Raw genomic sequence first — 25516 nt, 5'->3', positions numbered from 1 at the left:
CTATCAAGCGCTACAAGCTCTCGTATCAATAGCAGATTACCGCTACCCCTCCACACGCCGTGTGAGGGAGGGGTAAGCGGCTGAACCGCTCAGCGAAGGGTCAGTCGGCCGTCGCGCCGGACTCCTTCACCACCTTGCCCCACTTCACGCTTTCGGCCTTGATGAAGGCGGCGAACTGCGCGGGTGTCTCGGCCACCACGTCACCGCCCTGCTCGGCGATCTTCTTCTTCACGTCGGCCTGGTTCAGCACCTTGATCAGCGCGGCGTGCAGCTTGTCCAGCACCGGCTTGGGCGTGCCGGCCGGGGCAAACATGCCGAACCAGGACGTTGCCTCGTAGCCGGGCACGCCGGCTTCGGCGATGGTCGGCACGTCAGGCAGCTCGGGCGAGCGCTTGGCGGTGGTCACGGCGATGGGGCGCAGCTTGCCCGAGCGCACGTGCTGTATGGCCGAAGGCATGTTGTCGAACATGACGGAGGTCTGGCCGCCCAGCAGGTCGGTCATGGCGGGGGCGCTGCCCTTGTAGGGGATGTGCAGCAGGTCGGTGCCGGTCATGCTCTTGAAGAGCTCGCCCGATACGTGGGGCGACGCGCCGCTGCCGGGCGAGCCAAACGTGATCTTGCCGGGGTTGGCCTTGGCGTAGGCGATCATTTCCTTCACGGTCTTGAACGGCTGGCTGGGGTGGGCCACCAGCAGGTTGGGCACCGTGGCCACGCGCGACAGCGGCGCAAAGTCCTTCACCGGGTCGAAGGGCATCTTCTTGTACAGCGACTGGTTGATGGCGTGCGTGCCCACCGTGCCCATGAACAGGGTGTAGCCGTCGGCTGCGGCCTTGGCGGCCAGCGATCCGCCAATGTTGCCGCCCGCGCCGGGCTTGTTGTCCACCACGACGGACTGGCCCAGCTCGGTGGTGAGGCCCTGGCCCACGATGCGCGCCAGGATGTCGGTGGTGCCGCCGGCCGAGAATGGCACGATGATGGTGATGGGCTTGGTGGGGAAGTTCTGCGCCAGGGCGCCCAGGGGCAGCGCGCCGGCGGCGGCCACGGCCAGGGAGGCCAGCAGCGTGCGGCGGGTGGTGTGATGAAGGTTGGTCATGCTTGTTTCCTCTTTCTCTAGGATTGGATGAATGGAAGGGAGCGGCGTGGGCAGCGCAGCAAGCCGCACTGCATCGCTACCTGCGGTCTCAGCCGCGCAGGAACTGCGCCAGGGCCTCGTCAAAGGCCTGCGGCGCTTCCAGGTTGGACAGGTGCGAAGCCGGCACCTCGGCCAGCCGCGCACCGGCAATGGCCGCCTGCATGAAGCGGCCGTCGGCCACGGTGGTCACGGGGTCGGCGCTGCCAGCCACGATCAGCGTGGGCACGTCGATGCCACCGACCTGCGAGCGCAGGTCGGCCAGCGCCAGGGCTTCGCAGCAGGCGGCATAGCCCTCGGGGGCGATGCCGGCAATCCAGCTCTGCGCGCGCAGCACCACGTCCGGCTCGGCCGCGCAGAAGGCTGGGGTGAACCAGCGCGCGGGTGACGATGCGGCCAGCTCCGCCATGGCGTCACGGCCCTTTTCGCGCACCAGCGCGGCGCGGGCCTGCCAGCCTTCGGCCGTGCCGATCTTGGCGGCGCTGTTGCACACGGCCAGGCTCAGCAGGCGCTGGGGCTGGTGCACGCCCAGCCACAGGCCCGTGAAGCCGCCCATGGAGATGCCGCAGAAGTGCGCACGCTCGATCCGCAGCGCATCCAGCACCGCGACCACGTCGCCGCCCAGCAGTTCGAAGGTGTAAGGGCCGGGTGTCACCACGCTCGCGCCGTGGCCGCGCGTGTCGTAGCGCACCACGCGGAAGTCCTGGGCGAAGCGCGCGGCCTGCGCGTCCCACATCTCCAGCGTGGTGCCCAGGGAGTTGGAAAACACCAGGGCCGGGGCGCCCTCGGGGCCTTGCACGCACACGCGCAGGCGCCCGCCTTGCACGTCCACCCAGCGTTCTTGCTTGTTCATGCTCGCTCCTCGGGTCACGCCGCGCGCTTACACGCGCTCCAGCACCACGGCGATGCCCTGGCCCACGCCGATGCACATGGTGCACAGCGCGTAGCGGCCGCCCAGCGTGTGCAGCTGGTTCACGGCGGTGGTAGCCAGGCGTGCGCCCGAGGCTCCCAGCGGGTGGCCCAGGGCGATGGCGCCACCCCACTGGTTGACGCGCTTGTCGTCATCGGCAACACCCAGGTCGCGCAGCACGGCCAGGCCCTGTGCGGCGAAGGCTTCGTTCAGCTCGATCACGTCCATCTGGTCCAGCGTCAGGCCGGTCTGGGCCAGCACCTTGCGCACGGCGGGCGCGGGGCCAAAGCCCATGATGCGCGGCGCCACGCCGGCCACGGCCATGCCCACCACGCGGGCGCGGGGCACCAGGTTGTATTGCTGGGCGGCCGCCTCATCGGCCAGCAGCAGGGCGCAGGCGCCGTCGTTCACGCCGCTGGCGTTGCCGGCCGTGACGGTGCCGCCCTCGCGCACCACGCCCTTGAGCTTGGCCAGCGCCTCCAGCGTGGTGGCGCGCGGATGCTCGTCCTGGCTGACCACGACGGCGTCGCCCTTCTTCTGGGGAATGACGACGTTGACGATTTCCTTGGCCAGATAGCCGGCGGCCATCGCGGCGGCGGCCTTTTGCTGGCTGGCCAGGGCCATGCGGTCCTGGGCCTCGCGCTCGATCTTGAAATCGTCGGCCACGTTCTCGGCCGTCTCGGGCATGGAGTCCACGCCGTATTGAGTCTTCATCAGCTTGTTGATGAAGCGCCAGCCGATGGTGGTGTCGTACACCGCGTTGCTGCGGCTGAAGGCGCTTTCCGCCTTGGGCATCACGAAGGGCGCGCGGCTCATGGACTCGACGCCGCCAGCGATCATCAAGCGCGCCTCGCCCGACTTGATGGCGCGCGCGGCGGAGCCCACGGCGTCCAGGCCCGAGCCGCACAGGCGGTTGATGGTGGCGCCGGGCACGTCGATGGGCAGGCCGGCCAGCAGGCTGGACATGCGCGCCACGTTGCGGTTGTCCTCGCCGGCCTGGTTGGCGTTGCCATACAGCACGTCATCCACGGCCGCCCAGTCCACGCCGGGGTTGCGCTCCATCAGCGCCTTGATGGGCAACGCGCCCAGGTCGTCGGTGCGCACGCTGGAGAGGGCGCCGCCGTAGCGGCCGAAGGGGGTGCGGATCGCGTCGCAGATGAAGGCTTGGCGGGCGTTGCTCATGGTGTCTCCGAGGGGAATATCAAAAAAGTGAGCTGCCAGCGCTTGTCCATCAAGCGCTGGAGGCCGTTTTGGTACTTATTGCTGTGCGTGCTGGATCGGCAGGCCGACGATGCGCTCCAGCTCCTCGTGCGAGAGGCCGGGCACGGTGTCGATCAGGCGCAGGCCCTGGGGCGTGCATTCCAGCGTGCACAGGTCGGTGTAGATGCGCTTGACGCAGGCCAGGCCCGTCAGGGGGTAGCTGCAGGCCTGGACCACCTTGCATTCGCCGGTCTTGCTGACCAGATCCATCATCACCCAGGTGGACTTGGCGCCCACGGCCAGGTCCATGGCGCCGCCCACGGCGGGAATGGCGCCGGGCTCGCCGGTGCTCCAGTTGGCCAGGTCGCCCGTGGCCGACACCTGGAAGGCGCCCAGCACGCAGATGTCCAGGTGGCCGCCGCGCATCATCGAGAAGCTGTCGGCATGGTGGAAGTAGCAGCCGCCGGGCAGCAGCGTCACGGGCTGCTTGCCGGCGTTGGTCAGGTCATAGTCTTCCTGGCCCTTGGCGGGCGCGGGGCCCATGCCCAGGATGCCGTTCTCGGAATGCAGCACCACCTCGCGGCCTGCGGGGATGTGGTTGGCCACCAGGGTCGGCTGGCCGATGCCCAGGTTCACATAGGCACCGTCGAAGATGTCCTGGGCCACTCGTGCGGCCAGTTCGTCCTTGGTTCGTTTTTGATAGCTGCTCACGCTGTATCTCCTTGGGCTGAACGGGCTTTACTTCTTGAATCCACCGGCCTGGGTGGCCACGCGCGGCACCTGGACGACCTTGCTCACGTAGATGCCGGGGGTGACCACGGCCTCGGGGTCCATCTCGCCCAGCTCCACCAGTTCGTGCACGGTCGCCACGGTGTACTTGGCCGCCATGGCGCACACGGGGCCGAAGTTGCGCGCCGACATGCGGTAGGTCAGGTTGCCCCAGCGGTCGCCCTTCTCGGCCTTGACCAAGGCCACATCGCCGTAGATGGGGTACTCCAGCACGTAGTGCTTGCCGTTGATCTCGCGGGTTTCCTTGCCTTCGGCCAGCTGCGTGCCATAGGCCGTGGGGCAGAAGAAGGCGCCGATGCCGGCGCCCGCGGCGCGCATGCGCTCGGCCAGGTTGCCCTGGGGCACCAGTTCCAGTTCGATCTTGCCGCTGCGGTACAGCTCGTCGAACACATAGCTGTCCACCTGGCGCGGGAAGCTGCAGATGATCTTGCGCACCTGCCCGCTCTTGAGCAGCGCGGCCAGGCCGGCATCGCCGTTGCCGGCGTTGTTGTTGACCACGGTGAGGTCGCGCGCGCCTTGGGCGATCAGGCCGTTGATCAGTTCAATGGGGTTGCCCGAAGTGCCAAAGCCGCCAATCAGTACGGTGGCGCCGTCCTGCACGCCCGCGAGCGCCTCGGCAACGGAATCCGCAATCTTGTTGATCATGTGTTGCTGGTCCAGTGAGGGGAAAAGGAGCCGGCCCGGGCCGGGCCGGTTGTCGTGATCGTGTCACTTTGTTCGTATATAGAACAAATGTTCGTATAATGAATTTTAGGACGAACTGCCATGGATGACACCCCCCTTTCCGTAAGTAATACCCACAAGCCGGGGGATAGCTACGTGCAGTCGTTTGCACGCGGGCTGGAGGTGATCCGTTCCTTCAGCGCGGCGGCGCCGCAGCAGACCCTGAGCGAAGTCGCGGCACGCACCGGCCTGACGCGCGCAGGCGCGCGCCGCATCTTGCTGACGCTGCAGACGCTCGGGTATCTGGAGAGCGATGGCCGGCTGTTCCGCCTCACGCCGCGCATCCTGGACCTGGGCTTTGCCTACCTCAGTTCCATGCCCATCTGGGACCTGGCCGAGCCGCTGATGGAGGCCCTCACCGACCGCGTGCACGAGTCCTGCTCCGCCGCCGTACTGGACGGGCTGGACATCGTCTATGTGCTGCGCGTACACACCCACAAGATCATGAGCACCAACCTGGCCGTGGGCTCACGCCTGCCGGCGTTCTGGACGTCGCTGGGCCGCGTGCTGCTGGCCGAGCTGCCCGAGCAGGACCTGCGCGCCCGGCTGTCCGCGCTGCCGCGCCAGCAGTTCACGCGCCACACGGTGCTGGACGATGCGACGCTGCTCGCGCGCATCGCCCAGGCACGCGCCCAGGGCTGGTGCTTGGTGGACCAGGAACTGGAAGAGGGTTTGATTTCGGTGGCAGCGCCACTCAAGAACCGGGCGGGCCAGGTGGTGGCGGCCCTGAACATCAGCGGCCAGGCCAATCGCACCAGCACCGAAATGCTGCGCGAGCAGTTGCTGCCCGAACTGCTGGCCACGGCCCAGACCATCTCGCGCATGCTGGGCACGCGCCGGCCCTGACGCACGTAGGACCTGAGCCAACGCCCGCCCGCACGGCGCAAACCGTGCCGGCAATGGAACCTGCGTCAGGGCTTGCGCATGCTGAGCACCAGCACCAGGGCGCCCACGGCGATCGCGCCAATGCTGAGCCATTGCGGCACATTGACGGATTCCTTTTCCTTCACCGACAGCTCCAGCGGCCCGATGCGGGCCTGCGTGGTTTCCTTGGTGAAGCTGAAGCCCCCGGTGAAGAACCCGGCCAGGCCCAGGATCAGCAAGATCACGCCCAGAATGCGCATGCCCGTCATGGTGTCCACCTCTTTTTTATGTTGGTCGTAGGGTCGGCAGCCGCCAGCGGTGCCCGCCGCTACTGTAGAGCTGGGCGTAACCCCGCCGGCGTAGGAGGCCACCGCGACATCCCGCGGCAGAGCCGCCGCGTTGCATGCTACTCTGGAATCCATGTTCAATCCCACCCAAGCCGACGTACGCCGCTTCTTCTGCGCCACGCATGCCAAGCAGCAGGCCGGCCAGCCCATGGAGGCCATCGAGACGCTGGCCGGCCTGTGGATCGCGGAGCACCCTGAGTACCAGCCCGAGCTGGCCGATGTGGACACCGCCCTGGCGCGCAACTACGACGAGACGCCGGACCGCACCAACCCCTTCCTGCACTTGTCGATGCACCTCTCGATCAGCGAGCAGTGCAGCATCGACCAGCCGCGCGGCATCCGCCAGGCCGTGGAGCTGCTGGCCGCGCGCCTGGGGTCGTTGCACGACGCGCACCACGCCGCCATGGAGTGCCTGGGCACCATGCTGTGGGAGGCCCAGCGCGCGGGTCGGGCACCCGACGGCGACGCCTATATCGCCTGCGTCCAGCGGCGCGCCACGCGGGGCTGAGCCGTGGTGCCGCGCGGTGCGGCGCCTGCGTAGTCGTGCGGGTACACCAGCACGTCGCAGCCCACGCCCCCCAGCAGCCGCTGGGCTACGCTGCCCAGCAGCAGATCCAGCATCCATCCCCGGCGACGGTGCATCAGCGCCACCAGCTCCGCGCCCGAGCGCTCCTGCTGCACGGCCACCTGCCGCGCCACATCGCCCATGCCGACGGTCATTCCCACACGATTGCGCCGCGCCTCGAAGGCATCGGACAGCCGCACCAGCCGGTCGTGCGCATGCCGCTGCATTTGCGCGCGCCACGCGCGCACGGCCTGGGCCGATGCCTCGGCACTGCGCAGCTTGGCCTCATCGCGCAGGTCTACGGCATGGAACAGCTCCACCGCAGCGGCAGTGTCCAGTCCGCTCGCGTAGCGCACCATGGCATCGGCCGCCGGCGAAAAATCCACGGCCAGCAGCACATGCGCATAAGCCTCGCGCGCCGCACGCTGCACCACCAGCACGGGGCACGGACTGCGCCGCAGGATCTGGCTCAACGTGCCGCCGCGCCACAACTGCTCCACACCCTGGTGCGCGCGCTTATCCAGCACCAGCAGGTCCGCGCCCACGGCCGCGCGCAAGACCTCATCCACCACGCCGGCGCCGCGGTACGCCAGGGCCTTGACCGGCAGGTCGTGGCGGCGCGCCAGTTGGCGCGCGCGCTGCTCCAGCCGCGCCTGCGGGTCGACGAACTTCGGGTCCGGCTGCTCCGCACCGAACAGAAGATGCAGGCGCGCCTTGTGCTCGGCAGCCAACAGCGCGGCACGGTCAAGCGCATGCTCCGCCGCGGTCGAGAAATCGGTGAGGGCCACAATGGTCTGAAGGCGCATGGTCAAAACTCCTGGTCAACAAGCGGGAACAACGGCGCAAAAAGCGACCGTCAGCGGCGCGTCATCGGCGGGAAGAAGGTGCGCATCCGGGGTGCCGCACGGCGGCGCGCGCGGCAAGCAGGCCCCAGCGCACCGGAGCTGGCTGCCCGGCGGTACGCGTGACGCTTGGATGAAAGGAGTGGAGAACCGCCGGGCCTAGTGATCTGCGGCCGGCGAAGCTGGTTTCAGAACACCCATCCTGCGCATGGCGCGCGCCATCACGACGGCTGCAGATGCAAGCCGCGCGATACGGACGCACGGGGTGGAAACCAGGAAACGCATAGTGCCGATTGTAGGAAGTCCCTCCCTCCGGGGCAACCATTCCGCACCTGGGCGTGCCAGATAAGGGAACCCGGCCCGCGTGCCTCACCCGGGCGTAAAAAAACCCGCGTTGGCGGGCTTCTTCGGGTGCGTGCCACGGTCAGCGAAAGCGCGGCTGCGGAACGACCTGCAGGTCTCCATCGAGCGAACCCAGGTAACCCGCCAGCGCCTTCAGCTCGGCGTTGGAAAACTGCTTGGCGATGCCGGCCATCACGCCGTTGCTGCGGCCCACGTACGCGCCCTTGTCGGTCTTGTATGACTTGAGCGCCACGAACAGGTAGTCCGCATGCTGGCCCGCGATCTTGGGATAGGACGGGTCGATGGGCTTGGCGAAGTTCTCGCCGTGGCAGGACACGCAAGCGCCCTTTTGCAGCAGCTGCGCCACCTGGGCATTGGGTTCGCGCGAGGGCTTGGCGGGTGCCCCGGCGCTCGTGCCGTGCTCGGCATAGTAGGCCGACACATCGGCGATGTCCTGCTCGGACAGCGAATCGGCGATGCCGCGCATGGTGGGATGCTTGCGATCGCCCTTCTTGTAGGCGTCGAGTGCGGAGGCGATGTACTTGGCACCCTGGCCGGAAATCATCGGCACCTTGTGCACCTCGGGGAAGCTGGCCTGGTAGCCCGGGATGCCGTGGCACCCGATGCACATGGCGATCTTTTGCGCCCCAGCTTTGGCATCTCCCTTGATCTCCTCGGCATGGAGAAAACCGGTCGCACAAGCGACAGACAGGCCGAATATCGTGGTCAGTGTCTTCTTCATTTTGCGCGCACAATCAGGCGATTGGTTGTCTCCGCGTTCTAGTTCGTGGACGATTATAGCCAGCGCTTGTCAAGCCCTTTCATCAACGATTTCCCTATTCCCAGGCCCATGAAATTCCAAGGATCCCAGAATTACGTTGCCACCCAGGACCTGATGCTCGCGGTGAATGCAGCCATCACACTGCAGCGCCCGCTGCTGGTCAAGGGCGAGCCCGGCACGGGCAAGACCATGCTGGCCGAGGAAGTGGCCCAGGCGCTGGACATGCCGCTCCTGCAGTGGCACATCAAGTCCACCACCAAGGCGCAGCAGGGCCTGTACGAATATGACGCGGTGAGCCGCCTGCGCGACTCGCAACTGGGCGACGAGCGCGTCAAGGACATCCACAACTACATCGTCAAGGGCGTGCTGTGGCAGGCCTTCACGGCCGACAAGCCGGTGGCGCTCTTGATCGACGAGATCGACAAGGCCGACATCGAATTCCCCAACGACCTGCTGCGCGAACTCGACCGCATGGAGTTCTACTGCTACGAAACGCGCGAGATGATCCGGGCCAAGCACCGCCCGCTGGTGTTCATCACCTCCAACAACGAGAAGGAGCTGCCCGACGCTTTCCTGCGCCGCTGCTTCTTCCACTACATCAAGTTCCCCGAGGCCGAGACGATGAAGAAGATCGTCGACGTGCACTTCCCCACGCTCAAGAGCGAACTGCTCACCGTGGCGATGAAGACCTTCTACGACGTGCGCAACCTGCCCGGCCTGAAGAAGAAGCCCTCGACCAGTGAGCTCATCGACTGGCTCAAGCTGCTGGTGGCCGAGGAGATCCCGCTCGAAGCCCTGCAAAGCGCCGACAACAAGGTGGCCGTGCCGCCACTGGTGGGCGCGCTGCTCAAGAACGAGCAGGACGTGAGCCTGTTCGAGAAGCTGGTCTTCATGAACCAGCGCAACCGCTGAGCCGGAGCCCGTCATGAGCACTGCACAGCGGCTTTTGATGGAAGGTGCGTCCGACGCGGTAGGGTTCGTGGGCGGCGCGCTCGCGGGCTATGGCGTGGGCCTGCTGCTGGGGATGGACATCTTCAACGAGGGCTACGGGGCGGCCAGCATTGCAGGCATCGCCCTGGTGGGCATCGGGGGCGGGCTGGGCCTGCACCTGGCGCGGCGCTGGCGCGCGGCCCGCAGCGCGCGGAAAGAATGAGCAAGGAGCGACAGTCCATGGCCTTCGTCGAGCCCGTCACCCTGCGCCAGAGCGGCCTGCGGCTGGAGCCCCTGGCCCTGGCGCATGAAGCCGGCCTCGCCGCCGCCGCGGCCGACGGCGAGCTGTGGAGACTGCGCGTCACCAGCGTGCCCGAGCCGCAGGACACGCGCGCCTACATCGAGACGGCGCTGCGCATGCGCGACGAGGGCAACCGTTTCGCGTTTGCCGTGCTCGACGATGCCACGGGCCGCGTGCTGGGCACGACGAGCTACCACGACATCCTGCCCGCCGTGAAGCGGGTGGAGATCGGCTACACCTGGTATCGCCAGAGCGTGCAGCGCACGCATGTGAACACCACTGCCAAGCTGCTGATGATGGGCCATGCCTTCGACACGCTGGGCTGCCACGTGGTGGGCTGGCGCACGGACAACTTCAACTTTGCATCGCAGCGCGCCATCGAACGCCTGGGCGCGAAGAAGGACGGCGTGATCCGCGGCCATGCGCTGCGCCGCGACGGCACCATCCGCGACACGGTGATGTACAGCATGCGCAGCGGCGAATGGCCCGAAGCGCGCGCGCAGTTGCTATACCTTCTGCAGCGCCATGCGCCCGCTGAATAAGCGCTGGAGGCCTGTTTCATGTTGATCGACTTCTTCTACACCCTGCGCGCCGGCAAGCTGCCGGTGTCCGTGAAGGAATTCGTCACGCTGCTGGAGGCGCTGCAGGCCGGCGTGGTCGGCCCCAAGTCCGACGACGCCTGGAGCCTGGACGACTTCTACTACCTCGCGCGCACCGCGCTGGTGAAGGACGAAAAACACTTCGACAAGTTCGACCGCGCGTTCGCTGCCTACTTCAAGGGCGTGGAGATGCTGGCCGACTTCCGCAAGGAAATCCCCGCCGACTGGCTGCGCAAGATGCTGGAGCGCGAGCTGACGCCCGAGCAGAAGGCCGCCATCGAGAAGATGGGCTGGGACGAGCTGATGGAGACGCTCAAGAAGCGCCTGGAGGAGCAAAAGGAGCGCCACGAAGGCGGCAACAAGTGGATCGGCACGGGCGGCACCAGCCCCTTCGGCCACGGCGGCTACAACCCGCAGGGCATCCGCATCGGCGGCGCGGGCAAGAACAAGAGCGCCGTGAAGGTGTGGGAGCAGCGCGCCTACCGCGACTACGACGACACGCAGGAGCTGGGCACGCGCAACATCAAGGTGGCGCTGCGCCGCCTGCGCAAGTTCGCACGCGAGGGGCATGAGCTGGAGCTGGACCTGCCGGACACCATCCGCGCCACGGCGGCCAACGCGGGCTGGCTGGACATCAAGATGGTGCCCGAGCGCCACAACAACGTGAAGGTGCTGCTGCTGATGGACGTGGGCGGCACCATGGACGAGCACATCCAGCGCGTGGAGGAACTCTTTTCTGCCGTGAAGAGCGAGTTCAAGCACCTGGAGTTCTACTACTTCCACAACTGCGTTTACGACTTCATGTGGAAGAACAACCGCCGCCGCTTCGCGGAGAAGTTCCCAACCTGGGACATCATCCGCAAGTACAACAAGGACTACAAACTCATCTTTGTGGGCGACGCCACCATGAGCCCGTACGAGATCCTGCAGCCCGGTGGCAGCGTGGAATACAACAACGAGGAGCCCGGCGCCGAGTGGTTGCAGCGCCTCACGCACGCCTTCCCCCGGTTCGCGTGGATCAACCCCGAACCCCAGGGCGTGTGGCAGTACCGCCAGAGCATTGGCATCATCCAGCAGCTCATGGGCAACCGCATGTACCCTTTGTCACTCAAAGGCCTCGAAGAAACGATGCGGCTTTTGTCAAAATAGCCCGCATGACCAAGCCAAGCTCAGCGCCGGCCCGGTGGCCGGCGTTGCTGTTTCTGCTGATCGGCCTGGCCCTCTTGCAGGGCTGCAGCCTGCTGCAGCGCCCCTCCCCCGCGCCGCACGACGCGCCCTCTTCCATCACCTCCGAGGCGGGCCCGGACTCCGGCCCCGATGCGTTCGCGCTGGATGTGCAGGTGGAGGACGACACCCTGCGCGAGTACCTCACGCGCCATCTGGAGCTGCAGCGCTTTCGCCAACTGCCCGACCTGCAGGCGCATGAACTCACGCGGCTGCTGGGTTCGGCCGACGCGAACGCCCGCGACCTGCTGGCCACGCAGGGCTACTTCAGTCCCGAGATCACCATCGAGCTGCGCGAGCAGGCCACCGACGCCGACGCGCCACCGCGCACCGTGCTGGTCAGCGTGTCGCCCGGCCCGCGCACGCACATCGCCAGCGCCGACATCACGCTAATGGGCGAGGACGGCCACGGTGCCGACGCGACCGAGCTCGCGCGCCGCCAGGCCCGGTTGCAGCGCGGCTGGTCGCTGCCGCCCGGCGAGCCGTTCACGCAGGAGGGCTGGGACAGTGCCAAGAACCAGGGCCTGCGCGATCTGCAGGCGCGCCGCTACCCCACGGCGCGCATCGCCAACAGCCGCGCCGAGGTGGACGCCGACCGCGCCGAGGCCAAGCTGCAGGTGGCCTACGCGCCTGGCCCGGCCTACCGTTTTGGCACCCTGCAGATCCAGGGTGGCGAGCGTTACGACAACGAGGGCATGCGCCGTATTGCGCGCCTGCCCACGGGCGAGGACTACAGCGAGGCGCGCCTGCTGGACACCCAGCAGCGCCTGGCCAGCAGCGGCTATTACGACGCGGTGTTCCTCACGCTGGACACCGAGCACGGCGATCCGCAGTCCGCGCCCGTGATTGCCCAGGTGCGCGACGCGCCGCTGCAAAAAATGGTCTTCGGCGTCGGTATCTCCACCGACAGCGGACCGCGCCTGTCCATGGACCACACGCACAACCGCCTGCCGGGCTTGGGCTGGCGCGCCGTGAGCAAGGTGGCGGTGGACAACAAGCGCAAGCTGCTGTCCACCGACTGGACCGGGCTGCCGCATGCGAACGGCTGGCGCTGGTTCACCGGCCTGCAGCTGCAGCGCGAGGCCACGGGCAGCTACGACGTGGACAGCTCGCGGCTGCGCGCCGGGCGCACCAAGAGCACGGACCGCATCGACCGCAGCTACTTCCTGCAGCACGACACGGCCAAGAACCGCGGCGAGGACGCGCCGCCGTCCAGCAGCGCGATCTCCGCCAACTACGGCTGGACGGGGCACTACTTCAACAGCAATACCAACCCCACGCGCGGCTGGGGCCTGGCGGCCGAGCTGGGCGTGGGCACCACGCTGCGCCCGGAGCGCGACCCCTTCGTGCGCACCCTGCTGCGCTGGCAGTCCTTCGTCGGCCTGGGCCGCGTGGACCTGGGGAACAACGTGCGCCGCGGCAGCCGCCTGTCGCTGCGCCTGGAGGGCGGCGCGGTGCTGGCGCGCGACGGCGCCGACATCCCCGTCACCCAGCTGTTCCTGACCGGCGGCGACACCACCGTGCGCGGCTACGGCTACCGCAGCATCGGCGCGCGCACCGACGCGGACAAGCTCTTCGGCGGGCGCTACATGGCCGTGGGCAGCGCCGAATGGCAGCGCCCCATCACCGTGCGCGGCAACCGCACCGACTTTGAGAGCGCCCTGTTCATCGACGCCGGCGCCGTGGCCGACACACCTGGCGATCTCACGGCGCGCGTGGGCGTGGGTGCAGGCCTGCGCTGGCAAAGCCCGGTGGGCCCGCTGCAGGCCGACCTGGCCTATGGCCTGCACACGCACCAGGTACGGCTGCACCTGCGGCTGGGCTACACGTTCTGATATACAAAAAAGTGAGCTGCCAGCGCTTGATACACAAGGGATTCTGATGGTTTTCATTTCAAATTCCTTTGCTGGCAAGCGCTAGCAGCTATTGTTTTTAAACCTCCATGACCCACCCCTCCAGCCACCAGCCCTACGCCGCAGGCGCGACGCCCACGCCGCGGCCGCCGCCGCGCCGCCGCGTCGGGCGCTGGGTGCTGGCTACGCTGGGGGGCCTGCTCATGGCGGCGCTGGTGCTGCTGGGCGGGCTGTGGTGGTGGGCCGGCAGCAACACCTCGCTGGCCAGCGCACTGGCGCGCGCGGCGCAATACCTGCCCGAGGGGCAGAGCCTGCAGGCGCGCGACGTGAGCGGCTCGTTGCGCTCGGGCGGCACGATTGGCTGGCTGCGCTGGAGCAGCCCCACGCTGGCCGTGGAGGTGCACGACGCGCGCATCGCCTGGAGCGTCGCGCCGCTGCTGCGCCGCCAACTGCGCCTGGGCGAGGTGCGGGCCGCGCAGGTGCTCATCACGCCGCAGGACGCGCCCGGCCCGCAGGAGCCGCCCACCCCGCCTCTGCAGCAGCTGGTGCTGCCACTGCGGATCGAGCTGCCCTTCCACGCGGACCGCATCGACTGGGCCGGCAGCACCGTCGCCCAGCAACTGGAGGGCACCTACCGCTACGACGGCGAGCAACACCGCCTGGCGGTGGACCAGGTCACGCTGGCCCAGGGCCGCTACGCGCTGCTGGCCACGTTGCAGGCCCAGGCGCCCATGGCGCTCACCGCCACGCTCAACGGCACGCTGCGCACGCCGGTACCCGGCAGCGCGCAACCCTTGCAGGCCCTAGCCCAGGCCAGCGCGCAGGGCACGCTGGCCGGCGCGGGCGCACAGATCCAGCTCACGGCCCAGCTGCGCGGCACCGATGGCGCAGGCCCCACCCATCCACCGCTGCGCGCCGACCTGCAAGCGCGCATCGCCCCCTGGGCCGGTCAACCGCTGCTGCAGGCCGCGGCCGAGGTGCAGGCCCTGGACCTCGCCGCGCTGTGGCCGCAGGCGCCCGCCACCCAGCTCAGCGGCACCGCCGCGCTGGAGCCCGCCGAGGCCGACGCGCCCGGCTGGCAGATTCAGGCCGCGCTGCGCAACGCCCTGCCCGGCCCGTGGGACCAGCAGCGCCTGCCTGTCGACACACTGCAGGCCCGCGCCGCGTTCGATGGCGCCACCTGGACCGTGTCCGAATCGCTGGCGCGGGTGGGCAGCGGCAGCGTCGCACTGCAGGGCGCCTACACACCCGCCACGCGCGCGCTGCAGGGCCAAGCCGAGGTGCGCGCCCTCAACCCTGCGGCGCTGCACACTCTGCTGGACGCCGCGCCCGTGAACGGCACCGCCAGCGCCGAAAGCCGCGACGCGGCCAGGGAGTCCGAGGGCGGCGCCGTGCGCTTCAGCGCCGATCTGCGCGCCGCCGGCCGCCCCGCCCCCACGGCCGCGGCGAAGGCGGGCGCCCCCGCGCCGCTGCGCCTGGACCAGTTGACCGTGCAGGGCCAGTGGCAGGGCGATCAGATCGACATCGCCCGCCTGCAGCTGGACGCCCTGCGGGCGCAAGTGCGCGCCCAGGCGCTGCGCATCGACCTGGCGGGACCGGCCGTGCAAGGCGCGCTACAGGCCACGCTGCCCGGCGCCAGCGCGCAGTTCGACGGGCAACTCGCACCCCAGCGCGGCAACGGCACGCTGGACCTGCGCATGACGGACGCGCAACGCGCGCAGCGCTGGCTGCAGGGCCTGCCGGGCCTGCCCGCTGCATTGGCGGGCTGGAGCCTGGACGGCAACGCCACGCTGGCCGCCACCTGGCGCGGCGGCTGGCACGACCTGCAGCGCCAACTGCAGGCCGCAGGCCTGCCGGCAGGCACGGCCGTGGCCGCCGCAGCCGCACCGCAGCGCTTTGACCTGCAGGCCCAGCTGTCCGCGCCGCGCCTGCAGATCGCGCGCGCACCCCAGCCCGGCACGGACGCGGGCCCCCTCACGCTGGAGCTGCGGCGCACCACCGCCACGCTGCAGGGCTCGCTGTCGCGCGCCGCGCTCGACTGGGATGGCGAGCTGCGCCACGGCCCGCAGCCTGACGAGGGCCCTTCCGCCCGCAGCGCCACCCTCACGGGCCAGCGTGCCCAGTTGCGCCTGCGCGCCACGGCGGCCAGCCGCGGCGCGGGCCAATGGCAGGCCCAGTTGGAATCCCTGCAGATGCAGGCCGACGCGGCCGGCCAGCCCGGCCCGTGGAAGCTGCGCCTGGCCGAGCCGGTGGCCATCCAGCTGCGCCAGTCCCCCCAGCTGGTGGTGGAGGCCGGCGCCGGCCAGGCCTTCGTCGAAGGGCCGCGACCCGGTCATCTGCAACTGCGCTGGCAACCCCTGCGCTATGCCCAGGGCGCGCAGGGTGCCCTGCAGCTGAGCAGCCAGGGCGAACTGAAGGGCCTGCCGCTGGACTGGGCCAACGCCTGGCGCATGGACGGCGACGGCATGCTGGAGCGGGCGGGCCTGGCGGGCGACCTGCTGCTGGACGGCACCTGGGACATCGACGCCGGCGACACGCTGCGCGCCAGTGCCAGCCTGCGGCGCAGCGGCGGCGATCTGCGCATCCTCACGCTGGATGCCGCGCCGACCACCGTGGTGCACAGCAGCGGCCAGGGCAAGGGTGCCCAGGCGGCCCAAGCCACGCCCACGCGCGGCACACCCGCCGGCGTGCGCCGGGCCGAACTCACGGTCAGCGCCGAAGGCCCGGCGTTGCGCGCCCGACTGGATTGGGACAGTGAGCGCGCCGGCCAATTGCACGCCGAAGGCAGCACCCAACTGGCGCGCACGCCCGACGGCTGGACCTGGCCCGCCGAGGCCCCACTGGCCGCCACCGTGCGTGCCGAACTGCCCGACGTGGGTGTGTGGTCCGCCCTGGCGCCGCCGGGCTGGCGCGTGCGCGGCACGCTGAGCGCCGACGCGCGCCTGTCCGGCACGCGCACCGCGCCGCAGTGGAGCGGACAGCTGGCGGCGGACCAGTTCGCCATCCGCTCGCTGCTGGACGGCGTGGACCTGCAGGACGGGCGCCTGCGCGCCGCGCTGCAGGGCGACCGGCTCACCATCACCGAGCTGAGCCTGCACGGCGGCCAGGGCAGCCGCGCACGCATCGCGGGCTACAGCGGCAACCGCACCGCGGCGCCGCAGGACGGCGGCACGCTCACCGGCAGCGGCACCGTATCGTGGGGCGCGGCAGACGCAGGCGGCGCCGGTATCCGCATGGACCTGCGCGCGCAGGCACGGGCGCTGCAGCTGCTGGTGCGCGCCGACCGGCAGGTCAGCGTCTCGGGCGACCTCACGGCGCGGCTGCAGGGCGGGCAATTCACGCTGCGCGGCCAGCTCACCACCGACCGCGCCACCATCATCCTGCCCGAGGCGGGCGCGCCCACGCTGGGCAGCGACGTGGTGGTGCGCTCCGCCGCATTGGACAAGCAAGCCGCCGCCAAGGCCGCGCGCGACGCGCAGCAGGCCCAGAAGGCCGAGGCCGGCGGGCAGGTGCAGGCCGCGCGCCCGCCCGACATCGCCGTCACGCTGGACCTGGGCAACGACTTCGCCCTGCAGGGCCACGGCATCACCACACGCCTGACGGGGCAGCTGGACATCCGCAGCAGCGGCACGGCCGGCGCCCCGCCGCGCGTGACCGGCGAGGTGCGCACCGTGCAGGGCCGCTACCGCGCCTGGGGCCAGGCGCTGGACGTGGAAACGGGCCTGCTGCGCTTCAACGGCCCCTACGACAACCCGTCGCTGGACGTGCTGGCCATCCGGCCCAACATCAGCGTGCGCGCCGGCGTGCAGGTCACCGGCACGGCCCAGTCGCCGCGCGTGCGCCTGTATGCCGACCCCGACCTGCCGGACGCCGAGAAGCTCTCATGGGTGGTGCTGGGCCGCAGCGCCGCCAGCGGCGGCGCCGAGGCCGCGCTGCTGCAGCAGGCCGCGCTGGCCCTGCTGGGCGGGGGCTCCGGCAGCGGCACCGGCGGTATCGCCAAGCGCGTGGGACTGGATGAGATCGGCTTCAAGGGCCCCGGCACGGGCGAGGACGCGAGCGCCGCCGCCCTCACCTTCGGCAAGCGCCTGTCCAAGGACCTGTACGTGACCTACGAGCGCAGCCTCTCGGGCGTGCTGGGCACGCTGTACATCTTCTACGACCTGTCGCAGCACCTCACGCTGCGCGGCCAGACGGGCATGCAAAGCGCGGTGGACCTGATCTACACGGTGCGTTACGACTGAAGTTCTATGCCAAAAATCGGCCGTAACGCTTTCCCTTCGAGCGTAAGCAGCTATTAAATAAATAGCAAAAGGGCGGTATGGCACCGCCCTTACAATCTTGCCTCACTCTCCGTAGTTCAATGGGCGAACCACAGAGGGATGCAAGTTGGCTTGTATCACTGTTTGTATCACTGACAGCTGCCGAATGCTGCGCAGGCAATTGAGAAGTTCATTCAGCGTGCGGTATCGCCTTCCTCGCAAACACTGTATTAATATCCAGTGATTGCGATTGATTTTAGGCGCGTGGCGCCGGGTGGACAAATGCACTGCTGGGTGTACCGAATGCGAGAGAACGGCCAGCGAATTGCCGGGGCTGACCCTCGCCTGCGGCGCGGGGTGGAAGGATGGCTGGATTTTTCACGCTCGGTAATGGATGTGCAGCAACCGAGCTGGGAAGCGCACCTGCGCGACGGCCGCGGCGGCAAAGACCTGGTGCTGCCGCTGTACCGCGCGCGGCTGCTGCGCGTTGACGGCGTGCTGCACCTCGCGGGGCGGGAGTCGCTGGGGCGGCAGACGCAAAAAGCGAAGAGCCGGCCAGCGCCGCAATCATGGCTTGTCGCGCTTGACCCGCTCGATGCGCTGCGGCTTATCGACAAAGTCTACGTAGGGTCAGCCACGGGGTTCACCGCCGAGGATGACGACGAACCCGAGCCCGAATGGCCCATAGGGTGACGAATTGCAACAAGAAAGCCACGGCAGGCCCGCCTCATGCTGCAGAGTGCGCCCCGCAACACGCCAGCCAACATGATGCGGATAGCCCCATCCATCACCGTCCGCTGGACATGGAGCGCAACAAAAAGCACAAAAAAACACACGTACTATTTTGATAGCGCACGAGAAACAACTTTAAGTTGAACTCGTAAGTATCAACAAATACAGCGAAATCAATGCCTTGGAGCCGCCTTCCATCAAGGCCCTTGATAGCTTATCTACTCCTATTTCATGGGACAAAGCTATTGACGACAACTTCAATAGCACTTAATGTTCGTTAGATAGCTGCCTATCTCTAGACAGCCTTTTTTTTCGAGATACAATAGCGGGCTTTGCCAAAAATTTGCGCTCTCACCCTGCTTGAAAAAGGGTTGCCGGAACACACATAGCAACAAGCATCAGGGGGAGGACACATTTTGGAAACATCAAGCGCAGAACATCAGGATCAAGTTATGACGATGGATGCCAATGCGGCGTGGCAACAAGTAGCGCCGAAGGTTGAAGAGGTGTGGCATGAAATCTACAGCACTGCCGACAAGCTATTAAAGGTGCATCTCAAGTTTGGTTTTGAGCAGTTTGCCGACAACGTGTCCCCTTCCATTGAGGACATCCTGCTTAGCTTGAAAGCGGTGGAATCTCTCTTAGATGGCATCCACCACGCTTTGGACTATTCGGAGCAACGCAAGGTGGCCAACGCCAAGCAGCAGATTTTTTGGGTGCAGGACATTGCCGAGTCGCTTAAGAACAACGATGAAGCCCGATATCTGGCAGCTATCGAGAAGATGGGCAACCAAGCTTTTGTTTAAATGGGTTTACTAGGAGGTGAACATGACAGATCTCAAATTTGATCTTTTCGCGATGGTTCATCCAAAGAACAGTCGCGACATCAACGCAATGCTGGATGAAGCTCTAGCCGAGATCCGTTCGGTGAACAGCAAGCTTGACCAGATCCTGGCGAAAGAGCCTTGCGATTCGCAACCGGCATAAGATACAAAATGCGATAAAAAGGCCCGCCATGAGCGGGCCTTTTTATCGCCTACGTAAAGCTTGGGGTGTTTTCACAAAACAAGCCCCAAATCACCAACCGCTCCCCAATGCACCCGCGCGGCGCTGCCGCCGCTTCTCTACTTTGCCAGCGATGAGCCGGGCCCGCTCCTTAGCCGACAAGCCCGCGTACCACTCCCTGCTGGCGGCCAGGAACTTCTCGCGCTGCTCGAGAGTTGCCAGGCGGCGCCACTCGCGCATTTTCTGCAGATGCATGGCGCGGCGCTCGGGATCTGCGTTGCGCCGCTCCACCGAGTTTTTGACGTTGCGCCTGTGCTGCTGAGCCTGCGCGGCATCGAACGCCGGGTCTTGTGCACGCCGGCGCTTGATGCTCGCCACGTACTCCGCCTGCGCGGCTTTGAATTCCGGCGTCTGCTTTCGGCGCTCGTAGCTCGCATGCTTGAGCCGCTTGAGCCGCGCTACGCGGCAGGGCTCGGAACATGTGACGGTGCGCGTACCACCAGGCGAGAGAATCGGCTTGCCGCACTCAACACAGACGCGCGGCTGGCGCGGCTTCTTCATTACGCCCCACCCAAGGGGCGCAACCCCGCCTCCAGCGCAGCGCAGGCCAAGGCCGTGCGGCGGTCGTACACCACCGGCGTGCCGCTGTCGCGGCGCTGGCCAGCGAGCAAGTTGGCGTACGTGCTGCGATTCACACCCAGGGCCGCGGCCCCGGTGTCATACGTGTAGCCCATGCGCTCATGCCACAGCACGAAATCAACGTGGGTCATGTGTTTTGACTCAGCCACTTCACTGCCTCGTCTGCCGGGAGCATGACGGCTTCCAGTTGAAACCCCCCGCCCTCTTCAATTTCCCGTTCATGCGCTTTGCTTTGACGCATGTATTTCGCAAGCGCCAAGCGCCCTGCCTCTTCTGTCGTGAGCGCCTGCACAACGCCAAGAAACACAGATCCACCGTCGTGCCAGTACAACGTCACATCAAAAACGTGATGCCGCATTTCAACCCTTTCAACGATCCAGTCCGAGAGCCGCATTCCCGCAGCCCTGCTTTCGCGCACCCAGCAAGCCTTGACGGCTGCCGGTACGCGCAGATGAATGACGGATTCGGTCACACTAGGCCAGCGAGTTCGGCCAAGCGTGCGCGGGTGATGATCGCGGGGTTGCCGGGGCGCACCCAGTAAGCCGCGCCGTTGTACTTCCCTGCGCCGCGCACCAGGCCGAGGTTGGCGGCGATCTTGTTTGCTTCGCGGAGGGTCTTGATTGCGTTCATGATGTTGCTCCTATCAGGAATCCCGGTTCCGCCGGGGCGGTGGCCGCTTTGTATGCTGCCATGGGTGTTAATGTAGTGCATTTAATGCACTAGCGCAAGCATTATTTTCATGTGCTGCAGCTAAATTTTGGGCGCCTGCACTCCCGGCTCCACCGTAGTGATCTGGCAGCTGCCACTCACCCCGTATGGCACATAGCACGCCGCGCCCACCTTCGAGCTGGCGCAGCCCTGCAGAGTCAGCAGCCCGGCCGCAGCCAGGGAAATGCACAGGATTCGTTTACGCATGAGGATTCCTTTCGATTACTGGGGGTTGTAGTGTTCGGGCCGTGGATCAGGGTCCGGCTTGGCGTCGTGCGCGGCGTAGATCGGACCGCCGCCGATGCGCACGCCGGCCCACATGAACCAGCGCGCCAGGGCGCCCACGTCTTCGTTGCGCATGGCTGCGCGGAACACGTCGTCAGCCCACCCACGCGGGTAGCGCGACACGTACAGCCAGTCGTGCAGGATCGCGCTGCGGCGGGCGCGGCCGGCGAACAGCATGTGCGCCACGGGCAGGCGCGGCACGCTGGCCAGGTCTGTCGAGAAGCCCGCGGGGATCGTGAACGCGATGGGCTCATCGCCGTCGCCCGACTCGATGCGCACGTGGAAGTCCTCGGCCAGCAGCCACTCGCTGCCGTTGCCCAGGATCTGCAGGCGGGGTTCGTTGATGAAAACCACGTTCACGTCATTTCCTCCATCGCCTCGCGCGCAGCAGCCCACAGGGCTCGGCGGTCGGCCAGTCCATTGGTGCCGCCGTTGATGTGGCGGGTGATCGCAACGAACGCGGCGTCATCGCCCACGTCCGCCAGGGCATTCAGATCACGGCTATGCCAGTACCAAGCCGCCGACAGCGCTGCCCAGCGCGGCTGCTCCAGGGCTTGCGGCTGTGCCTCGAAGTCGGGCACGCTGGGCTCGATCGCTCGCAGCCCGTCGCGCGTGGCGCGGTAGTTCGCGCGGCCCGTGGTCTGAATGAGGCCGCGCCCCATGTAGCGCTTGCCGTCGCCCGGCTGCAGGTTGCCCAGGTCGGCCCGGCCCTCGTAGCGGCGCTGCGCGGGCGTGGGGCCCCAGATCTCGCGCACGTACACCAGGCGGCCGGACTCGTGCCCGATCTGCGCCAGGAAGGCGGCCAGGCGCACCGGGCTGTCGATTGAGAACAGCGCGCAGGCCTGGGCGATAGGGCTGCACCAGGCCACGGCGCGGGCGGGCGTAGCGCCAGTGGCGGCGCACAGAATGGATGCGGTGAGCTGCATGGCGACTACCCCTCTTTGACGCGGGTGCGGACGATGAGCACCGCAAACCCCAGCGCCACGCACACGTCACGCAGCGAGGGCGCCTGCATCTGCAGGATGGGCGTGGCCACGGCACCGCCGCCCCCCAGGGCCAGCAGCATCCAGGCGATGGCCTTGAGAATTTCAGTGGTGCGTTCTCGTGGCGTCAGACCGCGCCTGCATGGCGCGGTGCGCTCCAGCTTGTTCAGCGCCTCGGCCAGCACCACCAGGCCGCACAGCCAGTGAACGGCATTCAGGATCTCGCTCATTGCCCACCCCCCTGCCGCTGCGACAGCGGAAAGTACCGCTCGCTCACGGCGGACAGCGCGCGTTGCGCACAAGAGCCGACGAGGAAGGCCATCGACAGCAGCAACGCCTCGGGCACATTGGCCGCCAGCAGCGCCAGTGGCGTGACGTAGCCGGCGGTGATGCTGCTGGCGCAGGCCACGGCCATGCGGCGCAGCGTGGTGCGCAGCAGCTCGCGCCACGTGTCGCCCGTGCTGGGCACCGTGTTGAGCAGCACGATGGCCACCAGCGCGCCCGCAAAGCCGGCGATCAGCAGATCAACCCGCAGGCCCAACGGCACACCGAATGCAGTTAGCACCGCGGTGGCCGCCGTGCCCGTGGCCACGGTGAGCACGCCCGCGGCGGTGGATGTGGGCTCAGGCATCGGGCTTCCCTCTCTTGTTGCTTGACCCGGTGGGGTCGGGTTGTTGTGGCTTCACGGACTCCCTCTCTACCTTGGGTTTCAGATCTCAATCAGCACCACCGGCAGGTCAGGCGCGTCGCCGATGACGGCGCCGTCCTGCACGTACACGGTGGCGCCGACGGCGTGGCCCAGCGGGTTGCGCACGCGCGCCTGCGCGCCACCGGGCATGGTGACCATGGCGGTGCCGTCGGGGTACACCGTGTCCACGGTGGCCGTCAGCACGGGCTGGCTGGGCAGCAGCTCCAGCAGCCGGGTGTAGAGGGTGGTGCTCATGCGTTGCGCTCCACTGCGATGGTCTGGCGCACGATGGGCATGCCTGCAGTGATGCGAATGCCGCGCACCAGGCCGCGCCACGTGTGGCCGATGTCGTTGACTTCGATGAGGTACCCCGGTTGGATGAGGCCTGGATTGGTGCCACCCGTCAGCAGCGGCAACGTCATCGTGTGGGTGAGTTTGTTTCCCGCCCCACCCAGGACTGCACTGCCGCGCTGGCGGGCTGCCACCTCTTGCGTGATCAGCGCATCGGTCACCTGGGGCGCCAGCAGGTCTCCAGCCGTGCCAGTGCGCCGCACCTGGCCCAACACCCCCTGGGCCATACCCCCCACGTACACCGCGTTGTAGGCCGGGCGCGGGTCAGGCTCAAGACTGTCGGTGGTGATGATGGCCGCAGGCATCTGCACGTTGGCCATAGCACCTCCCCAGGCCCACGGCAGCGCCGGGTAGCGCGGCGCGTAAATCAGCTGCGCATCGGTGCGGTGACTGCGCACCACCGCGCCTACGCTCTCGGCCACGCGCAGCGCTGCCTGCAGGGGAGTGCCTGTGAAGCTCCACGCACCACCTGGCACCAGCCAGTCATCAATCCCCCAGGCGATGGTGGTGCCCGTGAACTCCAGCGCCTGGGCCACGATCTGCTGGGCAGTCAGGTTGCCAGCATTGAGCCAGCTTTGCTGTGGCATGTACGGGTCGGCCAGCAGTGCGGTGACGCTGCGCCCCTGGATGCTTGTGCGGTGCTGGCCGAAGCGGCGCGTGCGGCTGACGCGCTCCACGGCAAACACCCAGTCGATGCCATCGATGGTGACGCGCACGCGCGCCGGCAGGCCAGAGACGGGCGCCAGCTGGTCCAGCAGGTGCTCTGGTCCGTTAGCGGACAGCGCCCAGCCAAAGCCGCCATCGTCGCTCTCGATCGTGGCATCCAGCAGCGCCACAGGCTCCAGGCTGGGCAGCAGCACGGCGTTGAGGGTGTGCAGGCTCACATAGACCTCCAGCAAGGGAATGACGTATTGCGGCGGCTCTGGGTCCGGCCCCGCCCGGCGGCATACGAAGACCAGCCGCCCATCGCCCGTGTACGGCGTGTCGAACACCAGCAGACCCAGGCGCGCGGGGTCGTAGCACGGCGGGCGTGGCTCGGGGGGCTTGGGTAGCTGGGATACGCCAGAGCGTGGGCGCCAGGCCTCTTGCCAGTGCGCGCGCATCGGCAGGCGCACGGGCAGGCCATCGCCGTAGCTTGTAAGCAGGTGCACATGGCGCTGCTGGCCTTGCTGCCAGTGCGAAGTGACAACCGCACGCAGGCGCAGCATCTCTTGCCAGTGGCTGCGCACAGCTGCGCGGCGCAGCTCACCGTGCTGCCATCGGGTGAGCGCTGCGGCACGTAAACGCTCGGCCTCTTTCCACAGCAGATCCACACCGGCGCGGCGCAGCTCACCCTGCTGCCAGCGCGTGGCAACGGCTGTGCGCTGGCGCTCGGCATCTTGCCAGTGGCCGCGCACCGCACCGCGCTGGGTGTTTGCCAACTGCCACCGGGCCTGCGTGCCCAGGTGCAACGGCTGTGCCTGCTGCCATGCGGCGCCCAGGCCGGCGGCCAGGGTGTGGGCGGGCTGCCAGTGGCTGCGCAGCTCGTGCCGCAGGCCGCCGCGGCTGACGTTGGCATCCCACAGCAGCTGCACATCGGCCGCGCCCTCACCGTCAAATCCCGCATCGACAGCCAGCGGCCTGCCGTAAGCAAGGCGGACATTCGCAGCGGCATCGCCGGCGAACCCCGCATCAATGGCAAGGTTGGCGTCCGGGACGATGCTGCCCGCATGGGCGTCGCCCAGCACCAGCTTGGCCGACCCGCTGGCGGGGCGCAGAAAAACGAGCTTGCCGTCTGCCACATGCGCCCCTCTACCCAATCAGGCCCGTGTTGAGCAGCACCAGGCCACCCTCGTACAGCTGCGTGCCCGTGGTGCCCTGCAGCACCCAAGGGCCCACGTCGCCCGTGGGCGTGAGGCCGCCAGCTCCGTCGCTGACGTTGCCATCCTCATCGGTGACAAGGCCAGTGGCCATCACCGTGCCGTCGCCCGCATGCCACTCTCCCCAGGTCGCAACTCCAGTCGCCGCCACCACGTCGTTGACGGCGCCGATCTCAAGCTGGATGCGCCCGTCCGTCGGGCGCACGGTGCCGCTGGGTTTGTCCAGCTGGCGCACAGCCAGCAGCGTGCCTCCCTGGGCGGTGTAGAGCTTGATGGCGCTGTTGCCGGTGCCGGCATCGGCCTGGGCGATGCTGCCCGCATTGCGGGCTGCGCGGGCGTCTTTGGTGAGTGTCAGGTCACGCATCAGCCAGCCCTCACCGCAATGACCGGCCCGGCGGCATCGCACTCATGAGTGCCACTCAGGTCGATCGCCACGGGGTAGTAGGCCGCGCCCACTTCTAGGCCGGACGGCCAGTAATAGCCAGAGGCGTCGGAGATGCCCTCCCAGGCGCAGTAGCCGTCCAACAGTCGGTGCAGGCGCACACGCGCACCGGCAAAAGGCACCTCGGGCGTGGCGGGATCCGGCTTGAGCATGACCCGGTTGTTGT

The 25516-nt window shown here is 67.8% G+C and carries 31 protein-coding genes; 11 read left to right on the top strand and 20 right to left on the bottom strand.

Features of this window, described 5'->3' with window-relative positions; translation table 11 throughout:
- Positions 1 to 100: 100 nt before the first annotated feature.
- The 5 genes from AC1PPL_RS17465 to AC1PPL_RS17445 all read right to left on the bottom strand — a co-directional run bounded on the left by AC1PPL_RS17465 (position 101) and on the right by AC1PPL_RS17445 (position 4673).
- A complete protein-coding gene (locus AC1PPL_RS17465) occupies positions 101 to 1093 on the bottom strand; it encodes a Bug family tripartite tricarboxylate transporter substrate binding protein (protein WP_015914171.1) in 993 nt (330 codons plus the stop codon).
- Between the two features lie 88 nt (positions 1094 to 1181).
- Entirely contained in the window at positions 1182 to 1982 is an 801-nt protein-coding gene (gene pcaD, locus AC1PPL_RS17460; RefSeq protein WP_220637925.1) for a 3-oxoadipate enol-lactonase, read from the bottom strand.
- A gap of 27 nt (positions 1983 to 2009) precedes the next feature.
- On the bottom strand, positions 2010 to 3221 hold the full coding sequence (gene pcaF / locus AC1PPL_RS17455) for a 3-oxoadipyl-CoA thiolase (RefSeq protein ID WP_479973790.1): 1212 nt from the start codon (positions 3219 to 3221) through the stop codon (positions 2010 to 2012).
- A 75-nt stretch (positions 3222 to 3296) separates the two neighbouring features.
- Positions 3297 to 3950, bottom strand: a complete 654-nt coding sequence (locus tag AC1PPL_RS17450) for a 3-oxoacid CoA-transferase subunit B (protein WP_479973789.1) — start codon at positions 3948 to 3950, stop codon at positions 3297 to 3299.
- Between the two features lie 27 nt (positions 3951 to 3977).
- Complete coding sequence (locus AC1PPL_RS17445) at positions 3978 to 4673, bottom strand: 3-oxoacid CoA-transferase subunit A (protein ID WP_015914175.1); 696 nt, start codon at positions 4671 to 4673, stop codon at positions 3978 to 3980.
- Between the two features lie 120 nt (positions 4674 to 4793).
- Between AC1PPL_RS17445 and AC1PPL_RS17440 the strand changes: the two genes are divergently transcribed.
- Positions 4794 to 5597 carry an IclR family transcriptional regulator gene (locus tag AC1PPL_RS17440; RefSeq protein ID WP_047349744.1) on the top strand — a complete coding sequence of 268 codons (804 nt, stop codon included), beginning with the start codon at positions 4794 to 4796 and terminating at the stop codon, positions 5595 to 5597.
- 65 nt (positions 5598 to 5662) lie between these two features.
- Here the strand turns inward: AC1PPL_RS17440 and AC1PPL_RS17435 are convergent, their stop codons facing one another.
- On the bottom strand, positions 5663 to 5884 hold the full coding sequence (locus tag AC1PPL_RS17435) for a hypothetical protein (RefSeq protein WP_015914177.1): 222 nt from the start codon (positions 5882 to 5884) through the stop codon (positions 5663 to 5665).
- 151 nt (positions 5885 to 6035) lie between these two features.
- On the opposite strand from AC1PPL_RS17435, the gene AC1PPL_RS17430 reads away from it, so the two are divergent.
- On the top strand, positions 6036 to 6470 hold the full coding sequence (locus AC1PPL_RS17430) for a DUF1841 family protein (protein ID WP_041836092.1): 435 nt from the start codon (positions 6036 to 6038) through the stop codon (positions 6468 to 6470).
- On the opposite strand, the gene AC1PPL_RS17425 is transcribed toward AC1PPL_RS17430, so the two are convergent.
- Positions 6431 to 7333, bottom strand: coding sequence for a universal stress protein (locus tag AC1PPL_RS17425; RefSeq protein ID WP_088888399.1), 903 nt, complete (start codon positions 7331 to 7333; stop codon positions 6431 to 6433). The two genes, AC1PPL_RS17430 and AC1PPL_RS17425, sit on opposite strands and share 40 nt — an antisense overlap.
- A gap of 460 nt (positions 7334 to 7793) precedes the next feature.
- The gene (locus AC1PPL_RS17420; RefSeq protein ID WP_011806652.1) at positions 7794 to 8453 is read right to left on the bottom strand and encodes a c-type cytochrome; all 660 of its coding nucleotides are present in this window, start codon (positions 8451 to 8453) and stop codon (positions 7794 to 7796) included.
- A gap of 108 nt (positions 8454 to 8561) precedes the next feature.
- Here AC1PPL_RS17420 and AC1PPL_RS17415 point away from each other — a divergent pair, with 108 nt between their 5' ends.
- The 9 genes from AC1PPL_RS17415 to AC1PPL_RS17375 all read left to right on the top strand — a co-directional run bounded on the left by AC1PPL_RS17415 (position 8562) and on the right by AC1PPL_RS17375 (position 19377).
- Entirely contained in the window at positions 8562 to 9404 is an 843-nt protein-coding gene (locus AC1PPL_RS17415; RefSeq protein ID WP_011806653.1) for an AAA family ATPase, read from the top strand.
- A gap of 13 nt (positions 9405 to 9417) precedes the next feature.
- A complete protein-coding gene (locus AC1PPL_RS17410) occupies positions 9418 to 9645 on the top strand; it encodes a hypothetical protein (protein WP_479973788.1) in 228 nt (75 codons plus the stop codon).
- 17 nt (positions 9646 to 9662) lie between these two features.
- On the top strand, positions 9663 to 10265 hold the full coding sequence (locus AC1PPL_RS17405) for a GNAT family N-acetyltransferase (RefSeq protein ID WP_135149825.1): 603 nt from the start codon (positions 9663 to 9665) through the stop codon (positions 10263 to 10265).
- An 18-nt stretch (positions 10266 to 10283) separates the two neighbouring features.
- Positions 10284 to 11471, top strand: coding sequence for a vWA domain-containing protein (locus tag AC1PPL_RS17400; protein WP_479973787.1), 1188 nt, complete (start codon positions 10284 to 10286; stop codon positions 11469 to 11471).
- A gap of 5 nt (positions 11472 to 11476) precedes the next feature.
- Entirely contained in the window at positions 11477 to 13381 is a 1905-nt protein-coding gene (locus AC1PPL_RS17395; protein ID WP_479973786.1) for an autotransporter assembly complex protein TamA, read from the top strand.
- A gap of 107 nt (positions 13382 to 13488) precedes the next feature.
- Complete coding sequence (locus tag AC1PPL_RS17390) at positions 13489 to 17640, top strand: translocation/assembly module TamB domain-containing protein (RefSeq protein WP_479973785.1); 4152 nt, start codon at positions 13489 to 13491, stop codon at positions 17638 to 17640.
- A gap of 321 nt (positions 17641 to 17961) precedes the next feature.
- The gene (locus AC1PPL_RS17385; protein WP_479973784.1) at positions 17962 to 18351 is read left to right on the top strand and encodes a hypothetical protein; all 390 of its coding nucleotides are present in this window, start codon (positions 17962 to 17964) and stop codon (positions 18349 to 18351) included.
- A 491-nt stretch (positions 18352 to 18842) separates the two neighbouring features.
- Complete coding sequence (locus tag AC1PPL_RS17380) at positions 18843 to 19196, top strand: hypothetical protein (protein ID WP_479973783.1); 354 nt, start codon at positions 18843 to 18845, stop codon at positions 19194 to 19196.
- Between the two features lie 22 nt (positions 19197 to 19218).
- Positions 19219 to 19377 carry a hypothetical protein gene (locus AC1PPL_RS17375; protein WP_479973782.1) on the top strand — a complete coding sequence of 53 codons (159 nt, stop codon included), beginning with the start codon at positions 19219 to 19221 and terminating at the stop codon, positions 19375 to 19377.
- 90 nt (positions 19378 to 19467) lie between these two features.
- On the opposite strand, the gene AC1PPL_RS17370 is transcribed toward AC1PPL_RS17375, so the two are convergent.
- The 12 genes from AC1PPL_RS17370 to AC1PPL_RS17315 form a co-directional block, all read right to left on the bottom strand.
- The gene (locus tag AC1PPL_RS17370; RefSeq protein WP_479973781.1) at positions 19468 to 19956 is read right to left on the bottom strand and encodes a hypothetical protein; all 489 of its coding nucleotides are present in this window, start codon (positions 19954 to 19956) and stop codon (positions 19468 to 19470) included.
- Positions 19956 to 20165, bottom strand: coding sequence for a hypothetical protein (locus AC1PPL_RS17365; protein ID WP_479973780.1), 210 nt, complete (start codon positions 20163 to 20165; stop codon positions 19956 to 19958). The genes AC1PPL_RS17370 and AC1PPL_RS17365 overlap by 1 nt, the downstream gene beginning before the upstream one ends.
- Positions 20162 to 20506: a hypothetical protein gene (locus tag AC1PPL_RS17360; RefSeq protein WP_479973779.1), complete on the bottom strand. Its 345-nt coding sequence runs from the start codon at positions 20504 to 20506 to the stop codon at positions 20162 to 20164. The genes AC1PPL_RS17365 and AC1PPL_RS17360 overlap by 4 nt, the downstream gene beginning before the upstream one ends.
- Positions 20503 to 20664, bottom strand: a complete 162-nt coding sequence (locus tag AC1PPL_RS17355) for a hypothetical protein (protein WP_479973778.1) — start codon at positions 20662 to 20664, stop codon at positions 20503 to 20505. Before AC1PPL_RS17355 ends, AC1PPL_RS17360 begins: the two co-directional genes overlap by 4 nt.
- Before the next feature lie 300 nt (positions 20665 to 20964).
- On the bottom strand, positions 20965 to 21387 hold the full coding sequence (locus AC1PPL_RS17350) for a DUF1353 domain-containing protein (protein WP_479973777.1): 423 nt from the start codon (positions 21385 to 21387) through the stop codon (positions 20965 to 20967).
- On the bottom strand, positions 21384 to 21953 hold the full coding sequence (locus tag AC1PPL_RS17345) for a glycoside hydrolase family 19 protein (protein ID WP_479973776.1): 570 nt from the start codon (positions 21951 to 21953) through the stop codon (positions 21384 to 21386). Before AC1PPL_RS17345 ends, AC1PPL_RS17350 begins: the two co-directional genes overlap by 4 nt.
- Before the next feature lie 5 nt (positions 21954 to 21958).
- The gene (locus tag AC1PPL_RS17340) at positions 21959 to 22240 is read right to left on the bottom strand and encodes a hypothetical protein (RefSeq protein WP_479973775.1); all 282 of its coding nucleotides are present in this window, start codon (positions 22238 to 22240) and stop codon (positions 21959 to 21961) included.
- On the bottom strand, positions 22237 to 22641 hold the full coding sequence (locus AC1PPL_RS17335) for a hypothetical protein (protein ID WP_479973774.1): 405 nt from the start codon (positions 22639 to 22641) through the stop codon (positions 22237 to 22239). Before AC1PPL_RS17335 ends, AC1PPL_RS17340 begins: the two co-directional genes overlap by 4 nt.
- Before the next feature lie 78 nt (positions 22642 to 22719).
- Positions 22720 to 22953 (bottom strand): hypothetical protein, encoded by a 234-nt coding sequence (locus AC1PPL_RS17330; protein ID WP_479973773.1) that lies wholly within the window; start codon positions 22951 to 22953, stop codon positions 22720 to 22722.
- Positions 22950 to 24830, bottom strand: coding sequence for a hypothetical protein (locus tag AC1PPL_RS17325; RefSeq protein WP_479973772.1), 1881 nt, complete (start codon positions 24828 to 24830; stop codon positions 22950 to 22952). The genes AC1PPL_RS17330 and AC1PPL_RS17325 overlap by 4 nt, the downstream gene beginning before the upstream one ends.
- Before the next feature lie 10 nt (positions 24831 to 24840).
- Positions 24841 to 25272 (bottom strand): hypothetical protein, encoded by a 432-nt coding sequence (locus AC1PPL_RS17320; protein WP_479973771.1) that lies wholly within the window; start codon positions 25270 to 25272, stop codon positions 24841 to 24843.
- A partial coding sequence (locus AC1PPL_RS17315; protein ID WP_479973770.1) for a hypothetical protein occupies positions 25272 to 25516 on the bottom strand: 245 nt, incomplete at its 5' end. The genes AC1PPL_RS17320 and AC1PPL_RS17315, both read right to left, overlap by 1 nt.

Source organism: Diaphorobacter sp. B2A2W2, from assembly GCF_056730635.1.
The sequence above is the reverse complement of the archived record's forward strand: the minus strand, read 5'-3'. Positions and strand labels throughout refer to the sequence as shown.

What these genes read in the sequence shown, in the direction of transcription:
- AC1PPL_RS17355 (WP_479973778.1), bottom strand. Translation starts at nt 20,664, where the DNA reads ATGAACGCAATCAAGACCCTCCGCGAAGCAAACAAGATCGCCGCCAAC.
- pcaD (WP_220637925.1), bottom strand. Translation starts at nt 1,982, where the DNA reads ATGAACAAGCAAGAACGCTGGGTGGACGTGCAAGGCGGGCGCCTGCGC.
- AC1PPL_RS17390 (WP_479973785.1), top strand. Translation starts at nt 13,489, where the DNA reads ATGACCCACCCCTCCAGCCACCAGCCCTACGCCGCAGGCGCGACGCCC.
- AC1PPL_RS17380 (WP_479973783.1), top strand. Translation starts at nt 18,843, where the DNA reads ATGACGATGGATGCCAATGCGGCGTGGCAACAAGTAGCGCCGAAGGTT.
- AC1PPL_RS17435 (WP_015914177.1), bottom strand. Translation starts at nt 5,884, where the DNA reads ATGACGGGCATGCGCATTCTGGGCGTGATCTTGCTGATCCTGGGCCTG.
- AC1PPL_RS17445 (WP_015914175.1), bottom strand. Translation starts at nt 4,673, where the DNA reads ATGATCAACAAGATTGCGGATTCCGTTGCCGAGGCGCTCGCGGGCGTG.
- AC1PPL_RS17405 (WP_135149825.1), top strand. Translation starts at nt 9,663, where the DNA reads ATGGCCTTCGTCGAGCCCGTCACCCTGCGCCAGAGCGGCCTGCGGCTG.
- AC1PPL_RS17395 (WP_479973786.1), top strand. Translation starts at nt 11,477, where the DNA reads ATGACCAAGCCAAGCTCAGCGCCGGCCCGGTGGCCGGCGTTGCTGTTT.
- AC1PPL_RS17415 (WP_011806653.1), top strand. Translation starts at nt 8,562, where the DNA reads ATGAAATTCCAAGGATCCCAGAATTACGTTGCCACCCAGGACCTGATG.
- AC1PPL_RS17340 (WP_479973775.1), bottom strand. Translation starts at nt 22,240, where the DNA reads ATGAGCGAGATCCTGAATGCCGTTCACTGGCTGTGCGGCCTGGTGGTG.
- AC1PPL_RS17375 (WP_479973782.1), top strand. Translation starts at nt 19,219, where the DNA reads ATGACAGATCTCAAATTTGATCTTTTCGCGATGGTTCATCCAAAGAAC.
- AC1PPL_RS17370 (WP_479973781.1), bottom strand. Translation starts at nt 19,956, where the DNA reads ATGAAGAAGCCGCGCCAGCCGCGCGTCTGTGTTGAGTGCGGCAAGCCG.
- AC1PPL_RS17430 (WP_041836092.1), top strand. Translation starts at nt 6,036, where the DNA reads ATGTTCAATCCCACCCAAGCCGACGTACGCCGCTTCTTCTGCGCCACG.
- AC1PPL_RS17440 (WP_047349744.1), top strand. Translation starts at nt 4,794, where the DNA reads ATGGATGACACCCCCCTTTCCGTAAGTAATACCCACAAGCCGGGGGAT.
- AC1PPL_RS17420 (WP_011806652.1), bottom strand. Translation starts at nt 8,453, where the DNA reads ATGAAGAAGACACTGACCACGATATTCGGCCTGTCTGTCGCTTGTGCG.
- AC1PPL_RS17365 (WP_479973780.1), bottom strand. Translation starts at nt 20,165, where the DNA reads ATGACCCACGTTGATTTCGTGCTGTGGCATGAGCGCATGGGCTACACG.
- AC1PPL_RS17425 (WP_088888399.1), bottom strand. Translation starts at nt 7,333, where the DNA reads ATGCGCCTTCAGACCATTGTGGCCCTCACCGATTTCTCGACCGCGGCG.
- AC1PPL_RS17335 (WP_479973774.1), bottom strand. Translation starts at nt 22,641, where the DNA reads ATGCCTGAGCCCACATCCACCGCCGCGGGCGTGCTCACCGTGGCCACG.
- AC1PPL_RS17465 (WP_015914171.1), bottom strand. Translation starts at nt 1,093, where the DNA reads ATGACCAACCTTCATCACACCACCCGCCGCACGCTGCTGGCCTCCCTG.
- AC1PPL_RS17410 (WP_479973788.1), top strand. Translation starts at nt 9,418, where the DNA reads ATGAGCACTGCACAGCGGCTTTTGATGGAAGGTGCGTCCGACGCGGTA.
- AC1PPL_RS17345 (WP_479973776.1), bottom strand. Translation starts at nt 21,953, where the DNA reads ATGCAGCTCACCGCATCCATTCTGTGCGCCGCCACTGGCGCTACGCCC.
- pcaF (WP_479973790.1), bottom strand. Translation starts at nt 3,221, where the DNA reads ATGAGCAACGCCCGCCAAGCCTTCATCTGCGACGCGATCCGCACCCCC.
- AC1PPL_RS17330 (WP_479973773.1), bottom strand. Translation starts at nt 22,953, where the DNA reads ATGAGCACCACCCTCTACACCCGGCTGCTGGAGCTGCTGCCCAGCCAG.
- AC1PPL_RS17385 (WP_479973784.1), top strand. Translation starts at nt 17,962, where the DNA reads ATGCGAGAGAACGGCCAGCGAATTGCCGGGGCTGACCCTCGCCTGCGG.
- AC1PPL_RS17400 (WP_479973787.1), top strand. Translation starts at nt 10,284, where the DNA reads ATGTTGATCGACTTCTTCTACACCCTGCGCGCCGGCAAGCTGCCGGTG.
- AC1PPL_RS17320 (WP_479973771.1), bottom strand. Translation starts at nt 25,272, where the DNA reads ATGCGTGACCTGACACTCACCAAAGACGCCCGCGCAGCCCGCAATGCG.